We start from the raw sequence: 20,500 nt of genomic DNA on the forward strand, positions 1-20,500 counted from the left end.
CCCCTCTCCCGCAGGCGGGAGAGGGGCTCGGATCGCGTCGGCTGCTAGTGCACTGCGAGCGCAGGCATTGCTAGCCCCTCTCCCGCACGCGGGGTGAAAGGAGCAGCTTGCGAACCAACGGTTCGCTGCTCCTTGAACGACCTTGCGCCAGGGCAAGGGCCGGGGCGCGGAGCGGGGGTTGGGGTGAGGGGAAGCTTCTAGCTAAAAATCCCAGACGCTCCTCGAAAAAAGCCCAAAAAAAGGCCGCGCAAAGCGCGGCCTTTTCACAACTACAAAACCAACAAACTCAAACCTCGACAATCCCCGGAATCGCTACTTCCGGATTCACATCGGTGTCGTAATCCACGCCGTCGATGCCAAACCCGAACAGACGCAGGAAGTCAGCCTTGTAACCCGCCAGGTCGCTGATCTCGTACAGATTCTCATTGGTCACCTGCGGCCACAGCTCCAGCACCTTGCTCTGCACTTCCGGTGCCATTTCCTTGTAGTCGGCACGCAGACGGCCTTCACCGTCCACCAGCGCGATCTCACGGCCCTGCGCATCCTGCAGCTGCTGGCGGATATGGTCGGCCGCATTGGCGCCGCCCTGCGGGCCGTTGTAGAGGATGTCGTACAGGGTGTCGAGCTGCTCGATGCAGCCTTCGTGGGTGCCCTGCTCTTTCATCACCTTGAACAGCAGCGACAGATACAGCGGCATGGTCGGGATGGCCGAGCTGGCCTGGGTCACCACTGCCTTGAGCACCGACACGCGCGCATCGCCACCCAGGCTCTGCAGCTTGTCGCGGATCGCCAGCACCTTGTTGTCCAGGTCCTTCTTGGCCGCGCCGATCGAACCGTTCCAGTAGATGGCCTGGGTGATCTCTTCGCCCACATAGGTGAACGCGGTGGTGGTCGCACCCGGTGCCAGCACGCCGGCTTCCAGTAGTGCGTCGATCCACATCTGCCAGTCCTCGCCGCCCATCACCTGCACGGTGCCGGCGATTTCCTCGGCCGTTGCCGGCTGCAGGGTGGTTTCGGTCAGCACTTCCTTGTCGGTATCCAGACCACGCAGGGTGATCGGCGCGCCAATCGGCTTGAGCGTGGAGCTGATGATCTCGCCGGTCCTGGGGTGCTTGCGACGCGGTGCAGCCAGGCTGTAGACCACCTGGTCGACCTGGCCCAGATCGGCCTTGATGATCTCGATGACCTTCTGCTTCACCTCGTCGGAGAACGCATCACCGTTGACGCTGCGCGCATACAGGCCGGCCTGGTGCGCATACTTTTCGAATGCAGCCGTGTTGTACCAGCCCGCCGTGCCCGGCTTGGTTTCCGTACCCGGACGCTCGAAGAACACGCCCAGGGTGGCGGCGTCGCTGCCAAAGGCAGCCTTGATGCGGGCGGCCAGGCCGTAACCGGTGGAGGCACCCAGCACCAGGACCTTCTTCGGTCCGTTGGCCAGCTTGGGCTGCGACTTGATGTAGTCGATCTGTTCCTTGACCGCCGCATCGCAACCAGTCGGATGGGTGGTGACGCAGATGAAGCCGCGCACACGCGGTTTGATGACCATGAAAACCTCGGTTGGCTAAACAGAAGACAGCAGCGCAAGCGGATTGCGCGCTGAACCGGGAGGATCGTAGTGCGCTGCCGCATCGAAAACAACCGACGCCACCGCATGGAACGCCCTGCCCCTGCAGATATCGCGACCAAAAGAAAAGCCGCGCGGGGCGCGGCTTTTCAGCGGAACAATGCGGGCCGGTCAGGGGCGACGGGCCAGCTCTTCCTCGTCCTTGGCCTTGGGCAGCAGATCCTGCTTGGTGACCTTGAACGGGCCGATGCTGAGCAGCGGCACCGCCACGATGATCGAGGAGATGACCACGATCACCGCACCCACCATGTGGGTTTCGGCCAGGCCTTCCATCGACTCACCACCGAACAGGTACAGCGCCAATGCCGACAGGAAGAACAGTACCGCGGTGATCACCGTACGCGACAGCGTCTGGTTGATCGAACGGTTCAGCACTTCCAGCGGCTCCACGCGCAGGCTGCGGAAGTTTTCGCGCACACGGTCGAACACCACGATGATGTCGTTGATGGCAAAACCCATCACCGACAACATACCGGCCAACACGGTCAGGTCGAACTCACGGCCAACCAGCGACATGTAGGCGATGGTCAGGATCAAGTCGAAGAACGCGGTGACGCTGGCGACGATGGCGAACTTCCATTCGAAGCGGGCGGCGATGTAGATCAGGAAGCCGATCACCATGAACAGCGTGGCATAGATGCCGTTCATCGCCAGGTCCTTGCCGACCTGCGGGCCAACGAACTCACCCGGCTGCACGGTGGCGGTGTTGTCCGGTGCAGTCACCGCAGCGCGTACGCGCTCGGCCACCTTCTGCGCGGCATCGGCAGCGTTGTTGTGCTCGCCATCCGGCGGCAGGCGGATCATCAGGTCATTGCCACCGCCCACGCTCTGCACCTGGGCATTGTCGAAGCCGGCCTTGTCCAGACGCTCGCGCACCGTGTCGGCGTCCACACTCTTTTCAAAGTGGGTGCGCACAACCGTACCGCCGGTGAACTCCAGCGCGTAGTTGAAGCCCTTGAAGCCGATGATGGCGAACGAAGCCAGCAGCAACACCACCATGATCGCGAGCACCGGCTTGCGGTGACTCATGAAGTCGATGTTGGTGTCGTTCGGAACGATGTGAAGTGGAAACAGTTTCATGCAAGGAGTTCCTTGGAAAACCCGCACCACTCGGATGCGGGCTTCTGCGAAGAGATTCGCGTCAGATGGCCACGGAGGTCAGCTTCTTGCGCTTGGCGTAGATCAGCGTCGCCAGCGCACGCGATACGGTGATCGCAGTGAACATGGAGGCGAAAATACCGATGATCATGGTCAGCGCGAAACCCTTCAGCGGGCCGGTACCGAATGCGTACAGCGCCACACCGACGATCAGGCCAGTAAGGTTGGCGTCGAGGATGGTGCCCGAGGCGCGCTCGTAACCTTCCGCGATGGCCTTCTTGGCCGGCATGCCCAGTCGCAACTCTTCACGGATACGTTCGTTGATCAGCACGTTGGCGTCGACCGACAAGCCCACCGACAAGGCCAGGCCGGCAAAGCCAGGCAAGGTCATGGTGGCGCCGAACATCGACATCACCGCCACCACTATCAGCAGGTTGAACAGCAGTGCCACCGAGGTGATCACGCCGAACATGCGGTAGTAGATGGCGAAGAACACCAGGGTGAACACGAACGAGAACACCACCGCCTTGACGCCGCGGTCCACGTTCTCCTTACCCAGGCTCGGGCCGATCACGTATTCCTCGACGAAGTCCATCGGCGCAGCCAGCGAACCGGCGCGCAGCAGCTTGGCCAGGCCATCGGCCTCGGTCTTCTCCAGGCCGGTGGTCTGGAACTCCTTGCCGAACACGCCGTTGATGTTGGCCACCGAGATCACTTCTTCCTTGACCCGGAAGCTGCGCTGCTCGACACCGTTGACCATGGTCACCTGCGGAATCCGCTCGGTGTAGACCACCGCCATCGGCTTGCCGACATTGGCGCTGGTGAAATCGAACATGCGCTGGCCGCCGACACTGTTCAGCGTGACGCTGACCGAAGGCAGGCCGTTCTGGTCGGTGGAGGTGCTGGCCTTGACCATCTGGTCGCCGGTGACGATGGTGCGCTTGTTCAGCAACACCGGGCGGCCAGCGCGGTCGCGGTACAGCTTGGCTTCCGGCGGAATGCGGCCGGTGTTGGCGGCATCTTCGGCGTTGCCATCCACCACGGCGCGGTATTCCAGCGTGGCGGTGGCACCGATCATGCGCTTGGCTTCAGCGGTGTCCTGCACACCCGGCAGCTCGACCACGATGCGGTCTTCGCCCTGGCGCTGGATGATCGGCTCGGCCACGCCCAGTTCGTTGACGCGGTTGCGCAGGGTAGTCAGGTTCTGCTCGATCGCGCCGGAGGCGATCTGCTGCATTTCCGTCTGCGGCACGGTCGCGGTGATGCGCTCGCCGTTCACCGAATAGGTGAAGGTCGGCTGCGCCTTGGCCAGCGCGGCACGTGCCTTGTCGGCGTCAGCGGCATTGGCCAGCGAAACCACGATGTCGCTCTCGCCACGGCGCTCGACCGAACGATAGGAGACGCGGTTGTCGCGCAGCGTGGTGCGGACGTCTTCGGTGAACGCTTCAAAACGCTTGTCCACCGCAGCCTTCTGGTCCACCTGCAGGGCGAAGTGCACGCCGCCGACCAGATCAAGGCCCAGCACCATCGGCTTGCCACCGAGGTTGGCCAGCCAGTCAGGTACGGTCGAGGCCAGGTTCAGGGCCACGGTGTAGTTTTCACCGGCCATTTCGCGCACCACCTCATTGGCACGCGACTGCGCATCCAGCGACGTCAGGCGAACGATGAGGTTGTTATCGCCCTCCTTCTCCACCGACTTGGTGGCGACACCGGCCTCGCTCAGCGCCTTGACCACGCGCTCTTCGAGTGCGTCATCGATTTGCCCGCCACGGTTTGCGGTGATCTGAACGGACGGATCCTTCTGGTAGATGTTGGGCAGCGCGTACAGTGCGCTGACCGCCAGAACGATCAGAATCAGGAAGTACTTCCAGCGCGGAAATTCAAGCATTGCAGGATCCTGCGCGACGCCGGGGCGGCGTCACGACGTGACGGAAAGGGGCCAGTCTCAGGCAGCGGACTTCAGCGTGCCCTTGGGCAGGACGTTGCCGACCGAACCCTTCTGTACGCGGATGCGGACGTTGTCGGCCACTTCCACGGTGATGAAGTTGTCGCCGATGTCGGTGACCACGCCAGCGATGCCGCCGGAGGTCAGCACTTCGTCACCCTTGGAGATCTTCTCCAGCATTGCCTTGTGTTCTTTCTGACGCTTCATCTGCGGGCGGATCATCAGGAAGTACATCACTGCGATCAGCGCGATGGGCAGCAGGAAGGTGCCCATGCCCGGTGCGGCCGGTGCGGCCTGGGCGACGGGGAGCAGGATAGCCATGAGAGTCATTTTGTAGTCCTTGATGTTGGGCGGCACCCACCCGGGCCGGATGGCCTGCAGCAGTTACCGCGAAACGGGGGTCAGCCGTGAAGTATGCCACGCGCCCGGGAGCTAGTCCCGGGCCGTGTGAAGCGCCGCTACTCCCCCGACAACGCCGGAACGCTCAGGCCCCGGGCTGCATAGAAGGACTCGCGGAAGGCCAGGAAGGTTCCCGCCTCGATGGCGGCGCGCATGTCGGCCATCAGTTTTTCGTAATAGAACAGGTTGTGCAGGGTGCCCAGCATCGGCGCCAGCATCTCGTTGCAGCGGTCCAGGTGGCGCAGGTAGGAGCGCGTATAACCGCCGGTGCAGGCATGGCAGCCGCAGCCGGGCTCGATCACGTCCATATCGCGCTCATAACGGGCGTTACGGATGCGAACGGTGCCGAACGAGGTGAAATAGTGGCCATTGCGGGCATTACGGGTGGGCATGACGCAGTCAAACATGTCCACGCCACGGGCCACGCCTTCGACCAAGTCTTCCGGGCGCCCAACGCCCATCAGGTAGCGCGGGCGATCGGCCGGCAGGATCGGGTGCATGTGGTCGAGCATGGCGTTGCGCTCATGTTCGGGCTCACCCACCGCCAGCCCGCCGATGGCATAGCCATCGAAGCCGATCTGCTGCAGGCCCTCGGCCGAGCGGCTGCGCAGTTCGGTATGCACCCCGCCCTGGACGATGCCGAACAGCGCCGCATCGTTACCCATGGCGTCATGCGCGTTGCGGCTGCGCTGGGCCCAGCGCAGGCTCAGCTCCATCGACGTGCGCGCGACCTGCTCGGTGGCCGGGTACGGCGTGCATTCGTCGAAGATCATCACGATGTCCGAATCCAGCACCTTCTGGATCTTCATGCTCTCTTCCGGGCCCAGGAAGACCCGGGAACCGTCGGTCGGCGACGCAAACGTGACGCCTTCTTCGGTGATCTTGCGGCGATGCGCCAACGAAAACACCTGGAAACCACCCGAATCGGTCAGGATCGGTCCATTCCACTGGCAGAACCCGTGTAGGCCACCGTGGTCAGCGATCACATCCAGGCCCGGACGCAGGTACAGATGGAAGGTGTTGCCGAGGATGATCTCGGCTCCGAGCGCGCGCACCTGCTCAGGCAGCACGCCCTTCACCGAGCCATAGGTGCCCACCGGCATGAAGGCCGGCGTCTGCACGGTGCCGCGCGGGAAAGAGAGCTGGCCACGGCGGGCGCGGCCATCGGTGTTCTGGAGCTTGAACTGCAATCTGGACATGGAAGCATTGAGGCGTCAGTTGCGGCAATTGTCGCGGATATGGACCGGCAGGGCGAACTTTCAGCCGAAACCGGTCAGTCAGCGAAACGTACCGGCGCAGGATCGTGCCAGGCCAGACCCACCTCGGCGCCGATCTCCGGCAGCGGACCGGGGCCGAAATCCAGTTCCAACCGCTCCCCTTGGGCCAGCCGCACCCAGCCGCTGCTGCCGGGCCCACGGAACACCACAGTCTCGACCCGCGCGCGCAACGCTGCGGCCGGGTCCAACCGCAGGCTGTGCGGCCGCACCAGCACCCGCCCGCCCTGCCCCGCGCCCAGTTGCGCGGCATCGATCACCGTGCCGCGGCCAATGAAACCGGCCACAAAGGGGTCCAGCGGCGCGGCATACAGCGTCTGCGCACTGTCCCACTGCAGCAATCGGCCTTCGTGCATGACCCCGACGCGGTCCGCCATCGCGAACGCCTCGGCCTGGTCGTGGGTCACCATCAATACGGTGGTGCCGGCCGCCTTCAGCATGTCGCGCAATTCGCCGGCGAGCCGCTGGCGGGTATCCACGTCCAGGTTCGAGAACGGCTCGTCCAGCAACAGCAGGTCCGGCGCCGGCGCCAAGGCACGGGCCAACGCCACGCGCTGTTGTTGACCGCCGGACAGTTCATGCGGGTAGCGCCGATCCAGCCCCTGCAATGCGACGTGCTGCAACAAGGCCTGCACCCGCGCCTGGCGTTGTGCACGCGGCAGCCCGCGCAGGCCGAAACCGATGTTGGCGGCCACATCCATATGCGGAAACAACGCGTAGTCCTGGAACATCATGCCAACCCGGCGCTGCTCGGCCGGCAGTCCCTGCTGCGCCGTGGCCAGGCAGCGGCCGGCAAGTTCGATGCGGCCGCGCTGCAGCGGCTCGAAGCCGGCAATGCTGCGCAGCACCGTGGTCTTGCCGCAGCCGGAGGCACCCAGCAGGCAACCGATCTGGCCGCGTTCCAGCCGCAGCGACAAGCCCTGCACCACCTGCTTGAAGCCGCCCGCGCTGGGATAGCCGATCTGCAGACCGTCCAATACCAGTTGCGTCTCAACGTGCATTTTTCACTCCATACGCAGCGCCCGCGCGCGCCAGCAGAATCACTGGCAACAGGCCGCTGATGACGATCAACAAGGCAGCCACCGCGCCTTCCTCGTAGGTGCCGCGCGCGGCTTCGGCATACAACCAGGTAGCCAGGGTTTCAAAATTCATCGGTCGCAACACCAAGGTGGCCGACAGCTCCTTCATGGTGTCGACGAACACCAGCAATGCGGCAGCGGCCAAGGCCGGGCGCAGCAATGGCAGATGCACCCGCCGCAGCATGCCGGCCGGCCGCTCGCCCAGATTGGCAGCAGCCTGATCCAGCGAGAGCGGAATGCGTGCCAGGCCCGATTCAATACCTCCCACCGACACGGCCAGGAAACGCAGCGTATAGGCCAGCACCAGCAGGCTCACCGAGCCCATCAGCAGCATCTGCGGTTGGCCACCGAACACCACCAGCAGCCGGCTGGCGAAGGCATCCACTCCGCCCAGCGGCAGCAACAGCCCGATGGCCAGCACCGTACCCGGGATGGCGTAACCAAGCGCAGCGATGCGACTGCTGGCCGCAGCCAGCCGCTGCCCTCGCCGCGCCTGCGCCAGGCGTAGCGCCCAGGCAACCAGCAGACCCAGCACCATCGCGGCGCACGTTGCCATCAATGCCACCCGCACGGTATTCCACAGCGCGACCAGCAACTGTGGCGAGATGCCGGCCACCTGCAACCGCGCTATCGCTTCCCACAGCAGATAGGCCGCCGGCACCACAAAGCCCAGCAGTACCGGTAACGACACCAGCAGCAGCACCAGTAGTGCGCGACCGCCGCGCAGCGGCTGCGGCTGCAACGGGCGTGGCCGCACCACGCTCGCATAACGCTGACGACGTCGTCCATGGCGTTCCAAAGCCAGCAACAAGGCGACCACCAACAGCATCGCCAATGCGATCTGCGCCGCGCCAGCCAGGTCACCACGACTGACCCAGGTGGTGTAGATGGATACGGTGAGCGTCTGCACGCCGAGGAATTCGGAGGCCCCGATATCGTTGAGGGTTTCCAGCAGGGCCAAGGCCACGCCAACCGCAATTGCCGGCCGCGCCAATGGCAAAGCCACCCGCCAGAACACCTGCAAAGGCGTGGCGCCGAGGCTGCGCGCTGCTTCCAGCAGGCCGGCGGCCTGGGTCATGAACAAGGCGCGGGTGGTCAGGTACACATAGGGATAGAGCACGAAACCCAGCAGCACGATGCAGCCGCCGAGATGGCGGATGTCCGGCAGGCGGAACTGACGCGGACTGTCATAGCCCAATAGGTCGCGGACAAGCCCTTGCACCGGGCCGAGCGGATGCAGGACATCCAGATAGGCAAAGGCAGCGATATAAGTCGGCACGGCCAGCGGCAGTAACAAGGCCCAACTCAGCAGCCTGCGCCCGGGGAATGCAAAAGCGGTCACCAGCCAGGCACTGCCGGTGCCCAGCACGCCGACCAATAAACCAACGCCCAGCAGCAACAGGCCGGTGTTGAGCAAGGCTGTGGGCAGCACATTGGCCCACAGGTGTGACCACAGCCCGGCGCTGCCATCGCTGGCGGCCCAGGCCAGGCCCAGCACCGGTGCCAGCATCAGTGCTGCCACCGCTACCGCACCCAGCAGCCACGGATTCCATCGCCACGTCATCAAGCACTATCCATCACAAAGCAACAGGCCGGCACCGTTGTGGCGGCACCGGCCCGTAGGGAACCGCAAGGTTCAATTATCGAAGCCGACCTTGTCCACCAGCTCACTGGCCAGCTTGCGGTTGGCCACCACCTCGGCCAACGGCAACGGGTCCACCTTCATCGGCCCAAAGCTGGCAACCACGGGATCCAAGGCCACGCCCGGCTTCACCGGATATTCGTAGTTGGCGCGGGCGTACAGGCTCTGCGAGCTGTCGCTGACCAGGTATTCCAGCAGCTTGACCGCGTTGTCGTGATTGGGCGCATGGCGAGCCACTGCGGCGCCGGAAATATTGACGTGGGTGCCGGTATCGGCCGCACTGGCAAACACCGGCCGCACCACCTGGATGGCATCGCCCCAGATGCGCTGTTCGGAGCCTTCCTCGGCATTCTTCATCCGGCCGACGTAATACGCGTTGGCAACGCCGATATCGCAGATACCGGCGAGAATGTCGCGCGCCACGTCACGGTCACCGCCCGCAGCCTTGCGCGCCAGGTTGGCCTTCACACCACGCAACCAGGCCTCGGTTTTCTCCGCGCCATCGTGCGCGATCATCGCTGCGAACAGGCTGGTGTTGTACGGGTGCTGGCCGGAACGGATGCAGACCCGTCCTTTCCACTTCGGGTCGGCCAGGTCTTCGTAGGTGAAGCCGGTCAGATCCAGGTCATTGTCGGCGTAGACCACCCGGTCACGCAGCGACAACGCAAACCACTGGCCTTCCGGCGAGCGCAGGTGCGCAGGGATGGCAGCTTCAAGTACCTGCGATTTCACCGCCTGGGTGTGGCCGGCTTCGACCACGTCGAGCAGCCGCCCGGTGTCGACCGTCATCAGCACGTCGGCCGGTGAACGCTCGCCTTCGGCAGCGAGCCGCTCGGTCAGGCCGTCTTTCAGCAGCACCGTGTTGACCTTGATGCCGGTATCGGCGGTGAAGGCGTCCAGCAGCGGCTGTACCAAGGCGGGTTCGCGTGTGGTGTAGAGGTTGACCTCACCGGCACCCGCCGCCTGCGGCGCGGTCGCAGAGGTATCGCCGGTTTTGGCGCAGGCGCCAAGCAGGACGAGGGAACACAGGGCAGCCAGATGGCCGGCGGCACGCTTCGGATGACGCATGGAATACTCCGGAAGTGGTCGTCGGAACCGACCACCATGGCCGGAAACGGATCAAATGAGAATCTATCTCATTTGATCGATCCCTGCACTGCGTCAATCTGCCGCACCCTCGCCGCCCGGGAACAGCAACATCGCATCGCCATAGCTGAAGAAGCGGTACTTCTGTTCGATGGCGTGCGCATAGGCCTCGAACACCCGTGCCTTGCCGGCAAACGCGCTGATCATCATAAGCAAGGTGCTTTCCGGCAGATGGAAGTTGGTGACCATCGCATCGACGCTGCGGATGCGGTAACCCGGGGTGATGAATATCTGGGTTTCGCCGGCATACGGGTGCAGCTCGCCCTCGCGCATTGCGCTTTCCAGTGCCCGCACCACGGTGGTGCCGACGCCGATCACGCGGCCACCGGCAGCGCGGGTGCGGCGCACCTGCTCCACCAGCTCGGCACCGACATTGAGCCATTCGCGGTGCATCACATGCTGCGACAGGTCATCCACCCGCACCGGCTGGAAGGTGCCGGCACCCACGTGCAGGGTGATATGGCCGAACTGCACGCCACCCTCGCGCAGGCGCGCCAGCAGTGGCTCGTCGAAATGCAGGCCGGCCGTAGGAGCCGCCACCGCGCCGATCTGCTTGGCGAACACAGTCTGGTAACGCTCACGGTCGTCAGCACCGGGCTCGCGATGGATATAGGGCGGCAGCGGCAGCCGGCCTTCGTGCACCAGCCAGGATTCCAGCGACTCGGGGATGTCGAAACGCAGCACGTAGAACTCGCCATCGCGCCCCAGCACTTCGGCTTCGCCACCGGCATCGAGCTGAATACGACTGCCGGGCTTGGGCGACTTGCTGGCACCGATCTGCGCACGTGCCTGCTGACCGCCCAACAGGCGTTCGATCAGGATCTCGACGCGGCCGCCGCTGGCCTTCTGCCCGAACAGGCGCGCCGGAATGACCCGGGTGTCGTTGAACACCAGCAGATCACCGGGCTGCAGCAACGCGGGCAGGTCGCTGACATGGCGGTCGTCGAACGCGCCCGGCGCCGGCGGTACCAGCAACAGACGGCTGGCCGAACGCTCGGCCAAGGGAGCCTGGGCAATCAATTCCTCAGGCAGGTCATAGGTGAAATCGGACTTCTTCAAGGCCGGAACTTCGTACGGGGAGCCGGCTATTGTAGCTCCCGGCGGCCGGCAGCCCGGTGTTTGGCCGGCGGCGCGTTCATGGCCGCCAACAACCACCGCCCACTGCCGCGCCCGCTCAGCGCTCGAACTTGGTCGAAAGAATGATCGCGCTGTTGGTCCGCTCAACCCCATCAATTGCGCCGATCGCGTCGGTCACCACATCCATCTCGCTGACCCCGCCCACCACCACCATCGCGATCAGGTCATGGTTGCCGCTGACCGAGTGCAGCGAGCGCACTTCGGCGATGTCGCGCAACGCCTTGACTACGGCCGGCATCTTTTTCGGCAGCACCGTGATCAGCACGTGCGAACGCACCTGGCCCTGTTCGTAGTCCTCATGCGTGCGCACTGTATAGCCGGCAATCACCCCCAGCTGTTCCAGCCGGTCGATGCGGCTCTGCACCGTGGTCCGCGACAACCCCAGGCGGCGGGCAATCTGCGCGGTGGACGCGCGCGCGTCCTCGCGCAGTACGGACAATAGGCGTTCGTCGGCGGGGGAAATATTCATAGTGCAAACCAGCTTCGTCGATTCGACGAAATTACCCGAAAATATGTCGAGATCATAGCTGCCATATGACCAGAATCTCCACATAATGGGTATATACAAGAAACTTCTGGAGATGAGCATGACCGTACTCGGCCCCCTCGCCCCGCTTCGCGCGCACGCCGGCAGCCGCCTGACCACAGGCCTGGACGACGCCAGCGTTGAACGTCTGGCCGCTGCTCATCCCGACCTGGCCGCCGCCATCCAGGCCGCCGCCAGCGAATACACCCGCATCAAGGCCGAAGCCGCCGATCTGCTGGATCTGGACGAAAAAGACCAGATCGACGCCATGCAAGCTGGCTTCGTCAACTTCTATGCCGACGACGCCATCGTCCCCTATATCGCCCTGGCCGCCAGCGGCCCGTGGGTGATCTCGCTCAAGGGCGCGGTGCTGTACGACGCCGGCGGCTACGGCATGCTCGGCTTCGGCCACACCCCGGCCGATGTGATGGCCGCAGCGGCCAAGCCGCAGGTGATGGCCAACATCATGACCCCCAGCCTGGCCCAGCGCCGCTTCGTGCAGGCCATGCGCAAGGAAATCGGCCACAGCCGTGGTGGCTGCCCGTTCTCACACTTCATGTGTTTGAACTCCGGCTCCGAGGCCGTCGGCCTGGCCGCCCGTATTGCCGATATCAATGCCAAGCTGCAGACCGACCCGGGTGCTCCGCACGCCGGCGCAACCATCAAGCGCGTAGTGATCAAGGGCAGCTTCCACGGCCGTACCGATCGCCCGGCGCTGTATTCGGACTCCAGCCGCAAGGCCTATGACCAGCACCTGGCCAGCTACCGCGGCGAGAACAGCGTCATTACCGTTGCACCCTACGACGAAGCGGCGATGCGCAAGGTATTCGCCGATGCCAAGAGCAACAACTGGTTCATCGAGGCGGTGTTCCTTGAGCCGGTGATGGGCGAAGGCGACCCGGGCCGCGCAGTGCCGGCCAGCTTCTACAAGCTGGTCCGCGAACTGACGCGCGAGCACGGCAGCCTGCTGCTGATCGATTCCATCCAGGCCGCACTGCGTGCACACGGCACGCTGTCCTTCGTCGACTACCCGGGTTACGAAAAGCTGGATCCGCCGGACATGGAAACCTATTCCAAGGCCCTGAACGGCGCGCAGTTCCCGCTGTCGGTACTGGCCGTGACCGAACACGCCGCCAAGCTCTACCGCAAAGGCGTGTACGGCAACACCATGACCACCAACCCGCGTGCACTGGACGTGGCCTGCGCCACCCTCGCCCGGCTGTCGCCGGAAGTGCGCCAGAACATTCGCCTGCGCGGCGAACAGGCCGTGCAGAAACTCGAAGCGCTCAAGGACAAGCTCGGCGGCCTGATCACCAAGGTCCAGGGTACCGGCCTGCTGTTCTCCTGCGAACTGGCCCCGCAGTTCAAGTGCTATGGCGCCGGCTCCACCGAAGAGTGGCTGCGCATGCACGGCGTCAACGTCATCCACGGCGGCGAGAACTCGCTGCGCTTCACCCCGCATTTCGGCATGGATGAAGAAGAGCTGGACATCCTGGTCGACATGGTCGGCCGCGCACTGCGCGAAGGGCCGCGCCGCGAGCAGGCCAACGCCGCCTGATCTGCACACCGATACAAGCAAAAAGGCGGCCACTGGCCGCCTTTTTGTTTTTCAAACAACACCGCGCCAATACGCCAGCATTCAACGTCACGGCACAATGATGGTGTTGCCAATCGGTGCCGGCTTTGCGCATACGCCGCTGGCCTCCAGCCAAACACCAGACCTCACAAAAACATTGTCCGGAAGCCTCCGGACGCGCGCACGCCCGGCGCGCCTGCGGCTGCCTGCCCCGTGATGCCGCAGGCAGCCGCCCTTCACCGCCCAGCGCGGACACTAGCCCTTGGTCGCGCCCACGCTGGCGGTTGCCACTGCAGATGCCGGTCGGCTGTCGCCGCCCAGCGCCTTGTAAATCCCGACCACCCCGACATTGACCGAGGCCTGTGCCTGCGCCAGTGCGTCATCGGCCTGCAGCTTGTTGCGCTGCGCATCCAGCAAGGCCAGGAAATCCTCCGAGCCTTCGCGGTAGCGCAACTCGGCCAGTGCCGCAGCGCGGCCGGCAGCTTCGGCCTGGTCCACCACGATGCGCAGGCGCGCCTGCTCCTTGGCATAACGCGTCAACGCATTCTCGGTGTCCTCCAGCGCCAGCAGCACCGCCTTCTCATACTCGGCGGCGGCGCCGTCGGCCTGCGCCTTGCTGGAGCGCAGTCGCGCACGTACCGTGCCGAAATCAAACGCCGCCCAGCTGATCGACGGGGTCAACGACCACGCTTTGTTGTTGCCGTTGACCAGGCCATTGGCATTGCCACCGAGAAAGCCGACGAAGCCACTCAGGCTGATCCGCGGAAACAGGTCTGCGGTGGCCACGCCCACTCGGGCAGTTGCGGCGGCCAGGCGGCGCTCGGCCATCCGCACGTCGGCACGCTGGCGCAGCAGATCACTGGTATCACCCAAGGGCAAGGCCTTGGCGAATGCAGGGATCTCGCGTGGTTGCAGCAACGCATCCAGCGAGCCCGGACGCTGCCCCAGCAACACCGCAAGCCGATGACGCGACTGCACTTCGGCAACTTCAAGCAGCGGAATGTCCGCTTCGATCGCCTTCAGGCGCGCACGGCTGCTCTGCACATCCAGTTCGCTGCCTGCACCGAGCTCCAGCCGGGTTTCGGTCAAGCGCTGGGTCTCGTGCAGATTGACCAGGGTGTCGCGGGCAACCGCAATCCGTTTCTGCGAGCCGCGCAGCTCGAAGTAATTGCGTGCCACCTCGGCGGCCACCATCACCTGTGCATCCGCCAGGCTGTCACGCTCGGCGCCCAGATCGGCGCGTGCTGCTTCGGCCGCACGCCGTTGCCTGCCGAACAGATCCAGTTCCCAGCCTGCATCGAAGCCGAGCTGGTAGGTTTCGGTAAAGACGCGCTCACCACCGGCCAATGGATCGGGCTGCATGCGTCGATCCTGGCTGCCGCCTGCGGTGACATGCGGCAGCTGGTCCAGGCGCTTCTCCACGAAAACCGCGCGAGCGGCACGCACCCGCGCCAGGCCGATCTGCAGATCCAGATTGTCGCCCAGCGCGTCGTGCACCAGCTGCTCCAATACCGGATCGCCAAATTGAGCCCACCAGGTCGCCACCGGCGTTTCGGCGGAGAACGCGGCGTCGCTTGCGCCGTGCAGGCTTACCGGCTCGACGGGTGGCGCCTTGTAGTCCGGGCCAACCGTCATGCAACCGGCGAGCAGAGCGCTCGCCATCGCGGTTACCAGAATGCGCGTTACCATGGCAGCACCTCACCCAGATAGCTGAAACTTCCGGTCGGGCCATCAGCGCCGATCAGCGCCATGGCGACACTGGTACGTGAACCCTCGGCCACATCGATTTCACCCTGGCCACCGTTCATGTCGGTCTTGACGTAACCCGGGTGCACCGCGTTGACCTTGATCGGGCTGTGGCGCAGCTCATGTGCCAACTGCAGCGTCCATGCATTGAGCGCGCTCTTGGAAGCGTTGTAGGCCGGCGCCAGGAAACCGTAGACCGCCGAGCCCGGCTGCGCGTGCAGGGTCAGCGAGGCCAGGATGCTGGACACATTGACGATGCGGCCGGCCGGCGCCTGGCGCAGCAGTGGCAGCAAGGACACGGTCACTTCAACCACGGCGAACAGGTTGGTATCGAAGGTGCTGCGCCAGACCGCCTGTGACTGCCCGCTGGCGCCTTGCTTCAGGTCATCGACCAACACGCCGGCATTGTTGACCAGGATATCCAGCCGGCCATGCCGCTGCTGCACATGTTCGAATGCCACGGCGATGCTGTCCGGATCATTCACGTCGAGCTGGAGGGCTTCCACCGGCAGGCCTTCGGCCTGCAGTTCCAGCGTGCGTGCGACAGCAGTCTGGTAATTGCGCCCGGCCAGCAGCGTATGCACGCCTGCGCTGGCCAGCTGGCGTACGGTCTCAAGCCCGATACCTCGGGTGGCGCCGGTGACCAGTGCGATTTTTGTGCTTGGGTTGTTCATTGCGTTTCCCTTGGGGAATGAGTTGATGCCGGCGCGGACCTGGTTCGTCCTGCAGCAGCATTCCGGTCGAGGCGGAAAGGCGCGGGAGGCAGACGACTGCCACCTCCCGCTGCCGTTTGTCCGGCCTCAATGATGCAGGGTTGATTCACCGTGCTGGACCAGCTTGCTATGGCCATGGCGCGACATGAACTTGCGCAATGCCACATAGAAAACCGGGGTCAGGAACAGGCCGAACAAGGTCACGCCCAGCATGCCGGCAAACACCGTGATACCCGTCACCGAGCGCACCTCGGCGCCTGCGCCGTGCGAGAAGACCAGCGGCACGGTACCGGCGATGAAGGCGATGGAGGTCATCACGATCGGCCGCAGACGCAGGCGACAGGCTTCAAGTGCCGCCTCGACGATGCCCTTGCCGCCCATCTCCAGTTCGCGGGCGAACTCGACGATCAGGATGGCGTTCTTACATGCCAGACCCATCAGCACCACCAGGCCCACCTGCACGAACACATTGTTGTCACCGCCGGTCAGCCATACGCCGAACAAGGCCGACAGCAGCGTCATCGGTACGATCAGGATCACCGCCAGTGGCAGCGACCAGCTCTCGTACAGCGCCGCCAGCACCAGGAAGGCCAGCAGGATCGACACCGGGAACACAATGAAGGCAGCCTTGCCCTGGGTGGCCTGCTGGTAGCTCAGGTCGGTCCATTCGGTCACCATGCCGGCCGGCAGCACCTGCCCTGCGATTTCGGTGAGCTTGGTCATGGCTTGGGCCGAGGACAGCACGCGCGGATCGGCTTCACCGGCCAGATCGGCCGCCGGGTAACCATTGAAGCGCAGCACAGGGTCCGGGCCGTAGGTTTCCTTGACGGTCACCATCGAGCCGATCGGCACCATCTCGCCACGGTCGTTGCGGGTACGCAGCCTGCCGATGTCTTCCACGCTGTCACGGAACTGGCCATCGGCCTGTGCGATCACCTGCCAGGTGCGCCCGAACTGGTTGAAGTCGTTGATGTACGCCGAACCCAGATAGGTCTGCAGCGTGTCGAACAACTCGGTCAGCTGCACGCCCTGTGCCTTGGCCTTGACGCGGTCCACCTCCGCATCCAGCTGCGGCACGTTGGCCTGGTAGCTGGTGATCGGATAAGCCATGCCCGGGGTCTGCGAAACCGCGCCCTGCATGCCCTGCAAGGCATTCTGCAATGCGCCGTAACCCAGGTTGCCACGGTCCTCGATGAACATCTGGTAGCCGTTGCCGTTGCCCAGGCCCAGGATCGGCGGCGGCATCATCGAGAAGGAGAAGCCCTCCTGCAGGCCGGCGATCTTCTGGTTGATCTCGGCATTGATCTGCGCGGCGGTACGGCCGTGACGTTCACTGAACGGCTTGAGCGGGATGAAGGCCACACCGGTGTTCGGCGTATTGGTGAACTGCAGGGCGTTCAAGCCCGGGAAGGAAATGGTGTGGGCGACACCATCGGTTTCGCGGGCGATCTTCGCTACCTTGCGCAGCATTGCATCGGTACGCGCCACCGAGGAGCCTTCCGGCAGTTTCACACCCGCGATCAGGTACAGCTTGTCCTGGGTGGGAATGAAGCCCGGCGGCACCAGCTTGAAGATCAGCCCGGTACTTACCAGCAACACCGCATAGACCACGAACACTGCACCGCGACGGCCCAGGATGTTCGCCACGCTGCGCTCATACTTCTCCGAACTGGTCTTGAAGAAGCGGTTGAACGGACGGAATATCCAGCCGAACAGCTTGTCGATCACGCGGCTCGGTGCATCCTTGGCCGCACCATGCGGCTTGAGCAGACGTGCTGCCAGCGCCGGCGACAAAGTCAGCGAGTTGATCGCCGAGATCACCGTGGAGATGGCGATGGTCACCGCGAACTGCTTGTAGAACTGGCCGGTGACGCCCGACAGGAAGGCCATCGGCACGAACACCGCACACAGCACCAGCGCGATCGCCACGATCGGGCCGGAAACTTCCTTCATTGCCTGGTGCGCGGCGGCCGTTGGCGACAGGCCTTCCTCGATGTTGCGTTCAACATTTTCCACCACCACGATCGCGTCATCGACCACGATGCCGATCGCGAGCACCAGCCCGAACAGGCTCAGTGTATTGATCGAGAAACCCAGCAGGTACAGCGCCGCGAACGTACCCACCACCGATACCGGCACCGCGATCAACGGAATGATCGACGCGCGCCAGGTCTGCAGGAACAGGATCACCACCAGCACCACCAGCGCGATCGCTTCCAGCAGCGTGCTCACCACGGCCTTGACCGAATCACGCACGAAGATGGTGGTGTCGTACACCGCTTCGTACTTCACATCGGCCGGGAAGCTCTTCTGCAGCTCGTCCATCTGGCCGATCACCGCGTCACGGATATCCAGCGCATTGGCACCCGGCGACTGGAAGATGCCGATGCCGACGGCGTTTTTGCCATCCAGCTGCGAACGCATGGTGTAGTCGCCCGCACCCAGTTCGATGCGCGCCACATCCGACAGCCGCACCACTTCGCCGTCGGCACCGCTCTTGAGCACGATGTCACTGAACTCCTGCTCGTTGCGCAGGCGGCCCTGGGCGTTGATCAGGGTCAGGAACTGACTGTTGGGCATTGGCTCGGCGCCGAGCTGGCCCGCCGATACCTGCACGTTCTGCTCGCGCATCGCCCGCACCACGTCGCTGGCGGTCAAGCCACGCGCGGCCACTTTTTCCGGATCGAGCCAGGCACGCATGGCGTAGTCACCGCCACCGAAGATCTGTGCATCGCCCACGCCGCGAATACGCGCCAGCCCATCCTTGACGTGCAGGCGTGCGTAATTGCGCAGGTACAGGGTGTCGTAGGTGCCCTTTGGCGAAGTCAGGTGCACGACCATCAGGAAGGTCGGCGACTGCTTCTGGGTGGTCACGCCCTGGCGCCGCACGTCCTCGGGCAGACGCGCCAGCGCCTGGGCGACGCGGTTCTGCACCTTCACCGCAGCGTCGTCAGGATCGGTGCCGGGACGGAAGGTGATGGTCATCTGCAGCACGCCATCGGAGCCGGCCACCGACTTGAAGTACATCATGCCTTCGACGCCGTTGATGGCTTCTTCCAGTGGCGTGGCCACGGTCTCGGCGATCACCTTCGGGTTGGCACCCGGGTAGACGGTGCGCACCACCACCGATGGCGGTACCACGTCGGGATACTCGCCGATGGGCAGGAACGGAATACTGACCAGCCCGGCAGCGAAAATCATGATCGACAACACCGCCGCGAAGATCGGCCTGTCGATGAAAAACTTGGAAAAGTCCATGGGGAATTCCTTGGAGAGCCGGCGCCGGGCTGCAGTCGCCCTGCCCGCACCCGCAAGGGGTGCAGACAGCGACGGCCGGCAGCCGCGCCGGCAAACGTGGTTGGCGGCTTAGTTGATGCTGCTCACAGCCTGCGGAGGTGCGGCGGCGGCCCGTTGCATCGGCACCGGCTTGGCCTGCACCGGCATGCCAGGCATGAACACCTTCTGCACGCCATCGATGATGACCTTGTCGCCGGCTGCAAGGCCGTGCTCGATGATGCGCAGGCCATCGGCGTTGCGGCCGAGCTGCACGTCACGCCGTTCCGACTTGCCGTCCTTGTCCAGCACGTAGACGTACTTGCGGTCCTGGTCGGTCAGCACCGCCTTGTCGTCCACCAGCACGGCCTGGAACTGGCCGCTGCCCAGCAGCCGCACACGTGCGAACAGGCCGGGGGTGAACTGACGGTCGCTGTTTTCCAGCAGCGCACGCACGCGGATGGTGCCGGTGCTGCGCGTCACCTGGTTATCGAGGAAGTCGACCTTGCCTTCGTGCGGAAAGCCGTCCTCACCGCTCAAGCCAACCTTTACCGGCAGGGCCTGGTCCCGCTCGCTCGGGCGCTCGCCGTCGCGCGCCATCTGTGCGTAACGCAGGTAGGTGGACTCGTCGGCATCGAAGTAGACGTGCACCGTATCCAGCGACACCAGCGTGGTCAGCACACTGGCAGCATCGCCGGCGGTGACCAGGTTGCCGGCGGTGACCATCGCCCGCCCGGCGCGGCCATCGATCGGCGCGCGCACCTTGGTGAACTCCAGGTTGAGCCGCGCGGCATCCAATGCGGCCTGCGCCGCCTGCACCTGTGCACCGGCCTGATCGGCACTGGCCCGGCGTTGCTCGGCGGTCTCCGTAGCGATGGCCTGCTGTTCGGCCAGGCGACGCGCGCGCTCCGATTCACTGCGGGCCAGCGTGGCCTGGGTGCGTGCGCGGTTCAACTCGGCCTGCGCGCGGTTGAATTCGGCCTGGTAGCTGCGCGCGTCGATGGTGAACAGCACGTCGCCCTTTTTCACTTCTTCGCCTTCGACGTAGTTGACCTTGTCGATGTAGCCGGAGACGCGTGGGCGCAGCTCGACGCTCTGCACCGCTTCGATGCGGCCGCTGAATTCGTCCCACTGCGAGATCTGCTTGACCAGCACCGGCGCGACGCTGACTTCAGGCGGGGGCGGTGCAGCGTTTTCAGCGTGGCCGCCGCTGCAGGCAGCCAGCACCGCGAGGGTCAATGCGGACATGCTGGCAAGCGCGGCACGTCGAAGCGTGGGTGATTGCGAAATACCTTTCATTTCATGCTCCAAGGGGGAGGTAA

15 protein-coding genes are annotated in these 20,500 nt (G+C 64.4%); 1 reads left to right on the forward strand and 14 read right to left on the reverse strand.

Features of this window, described 5'->3' with window-relative positions:
- Nucleotides 1-286: 286 nt before the first annotated feature.
- The 10 genes from fabV to BCV67_RS01825 form a co-directional block, all read right to left on the reverse strand.
- Nucleotides 287-1,546, reverse strand: a complete 1,260-nt coding sequence (fabV, locus tag BCV67_RS01780) for an enoyl-ACP reductase FabV (protein ID WP_062166212.1) — start codon at nucleotides 1,544-1,546, stop codon at nucleotides 287-289.
- Between the two features lie 189 nt (nucleotides 1,547-1,735).
- The gene (gene secF / locus BCV67_RS01785) at nucleotides 1,736-2,704 is read right to left on the reverse strand and encodes a protein translocase subunit SecF (protein ID WP_062166213.1); all 969 of its coding nucleotides are present in this window, start codon (nucleotides 2,702-2,704) and stop codon (nucleotides 1,736-1,738) included.
- A 61-nt stretch (nucleotides 2,705-2,765) separates the two neighbouring features.
- Nucleotides 2,766-4,610 (reverse strand): protein translocase subunit SecD, encoded by a 1,845-nt coding sequence (gene secD, locus BCV67_RS01790; RefSeq protein ID WP_062166214.1) that lies wholly within the window; start codon nucleotides 4,608-4,610, stop codon nucleotides 2,766-2,768.
- 57 nt (nucleotides 4,611-4,667) lie between these two features.
- Nucleotides 4,668-4,997: a preprotein translocase subunit YajC gene (gene yajC, locus BCV67_RS01795; protein WP_057629810.1), complete on the reverse strand. Its 330-nt coding sequence runs from the start codon at nucleotides 4,995-4,997 to the stop codon at nucleotides 4,668-4,670.
- 128 nt (nucleotides 4,998-5,125) lie between these two features.
- Nucleotides 5,126-6,265 carry a tRNA guanosine(34) transglycosylase Tgt gene (gene tgt / locus BCV67_RS01800; RefSeq protein ID WP_062166215.1) on the reverse strand — a complete coding sequence of 380 codons (1,140 nt, stop codon included), beginning with the start codon at nucleotides 6,263-6,265 and terminating at the stop codon, nucleotides 5,126-5,128.
- A 74-nt stretch (nucleotides 6,266-6,339) separates the two neighbouring features.
- The gene (locus BCV67_RS01805; protein WP_065868006.1) at nucleotides 6,340-7,341 is read right to left on the reverse strand and encodes an ABC transporter ATP-binding protein; all 1,002 of its coding nucleotides are present in this window, start codon (nucleotides 7,339-7,341) and stop codon (nucleotides 6,340-6,342) included.
- Complete coding sequence (locus tag BCV67_RS01810; RefSeq protein ID WP_062166216.1) at nucleotides 7,331-8,983, reverse strand: ABC transporter permease; 1,653 nt, start codon at nucleotides 8,981-8,983, stop codon at nucleotides 7,331-7,333. Before BCV67_RS01810 ends, BCV67_RS01805 begins: the two co-directional genes overlap by 11 nt.
- Nucleotides 8,984-9,055: 72 nt before the next feature.
- Complete coding sequence (locus BCV67_RS01815) at nucleotides 9,056-10,129, reverse strand: Fe(3+) ABC transporter substrate-binding protein (protein WP_062166217.1); 1,074 nt, start codon at nucleotides 10,127-10,129, stop codon at nucleotides 9,056-9,058.
- 93 nt (nucleotides 10,130-10,222) lie between these two features.
- Nucleotides 10,223-11,266 carry a tRNA preQ1(34) S-adenosylmethionine ribosyltransferase-isomerase QueA gene (gene queA, locus BCV67_RS01820; RefSeq protein ID WP_062166218.1) on the reverse strand — a complete coding sequence of 348 codons (1,044 nt, stop codon included), beginning with the start codon at nucleotides 11,264-11,266 and terminating at the stop codon, nucleotides 10,223-10,225.
- A gap of 115 nt (nucleotides 11,267-11,381) precedes the next feature.
- Nucleotides 11,382-11,813, reverse strand: a complete 432-nt coding sequence (locus tag BCV67_RS01825) for an Lrp/AsnC family transcriptional regulator (RefSeq protein WP_057630013.1) — start codon at nucleotides 11,811-11,813, stop codon at nucleotides 11,382-11,384.
- A 118-nt stretch (nucleotides 11,814-11,931) separates the two neighbouring features.
- Here BCV67_RS01825 and BCV67_RS01830 point away from each other — a divergent pair, with 118 nt between their 5' ends.
- Nucleotides 11,932-13,428 (forward strand): aminotransferase class III-fold pyridoxal phosphate-dependent enzyme, encoded by a 1,497-nt coding sequence (locus BCV67_RS01830; RefSeq protein ID WP_062171322.1) that lies wholly within the window; start codon nucleotides 11,932-11,934, stop codon nucleotides 13,426-13,428.
- 273 nt (nucleotides 13,429-13,701) lie between these two features.
- On the opposite strand, the gene BCV67_RS01835 is transcribed toward BCV67_RS01830, so the two are convergent.
- The 4 genes from BCV67_RS01835 to BCV67_RS01850 form a co-directional block, all read right to left on the reverse strand.
- Entirely contained in the window at nucleotides 13,702-15,135 is a 1,434-nt protein-coding gene (locus tag BCV67_RS01835) for an efflux transporter outer membrane subunit (RefSeq protein ID WP_062166219.1), read from the reverse strand.
- Nucleotides 15,129-15,866, reverse strand: a complete 738-nt coding sequence (locus BCV67_RS01840) for an SDR family oxidoreductase (protein WP_062166220.1) — start codon at nucleotides 15,864-15,866, stop codon at nucleotides 15,129-15,131. Before BCV67_RS01840 ends, BCV67_RS01835 begins: the two co-directional genes overlap by 7 nt.
- A gap of 126 nt (nucleotides 15,867-15,992) precedes the next feature.
- On the reverse strand, nucleotides 15,993-19,163 hold the full coding sequence (locus BCV67_RS01845; protein WP_062166221.1) for an efflux RND transporter permease subunit: 3,171 nt from the start codon (nucleotides 19,161-19,163) through the stop codon (nucleotides 15,993-15,995).
- A gap of 108 nt (nucleotides 19,164-19,271) precedes the next feature.
- On the reverse strand, nucleotides 19,272-20,426 hold the full coding sequence (locus tag BCV67_RS01850) for an efflux RND transporter periplasmic adaptor subunit (RefSeq protein ID WP_172837766.1): 1,155 nt from the start codon (nucleotides 20,424-20,426) through the stop codon (nucleotides 19,272-19,274).
- Nucleotides 20,427-20,500 lie beyond the last annotated feature (74 nt).

The organism is Stenotrophomonas nitritireducens (genome assembly GCF_001700965.1).
GTDB classification, from domain to species: domain Bacteria; phylum Pseudomonadota; class Gammaproteobacteria; order Xanthomonadales; family Xanthomonadaceae; genus Stenotrophomonas; species Stenotrophomonas nitritireducens_A.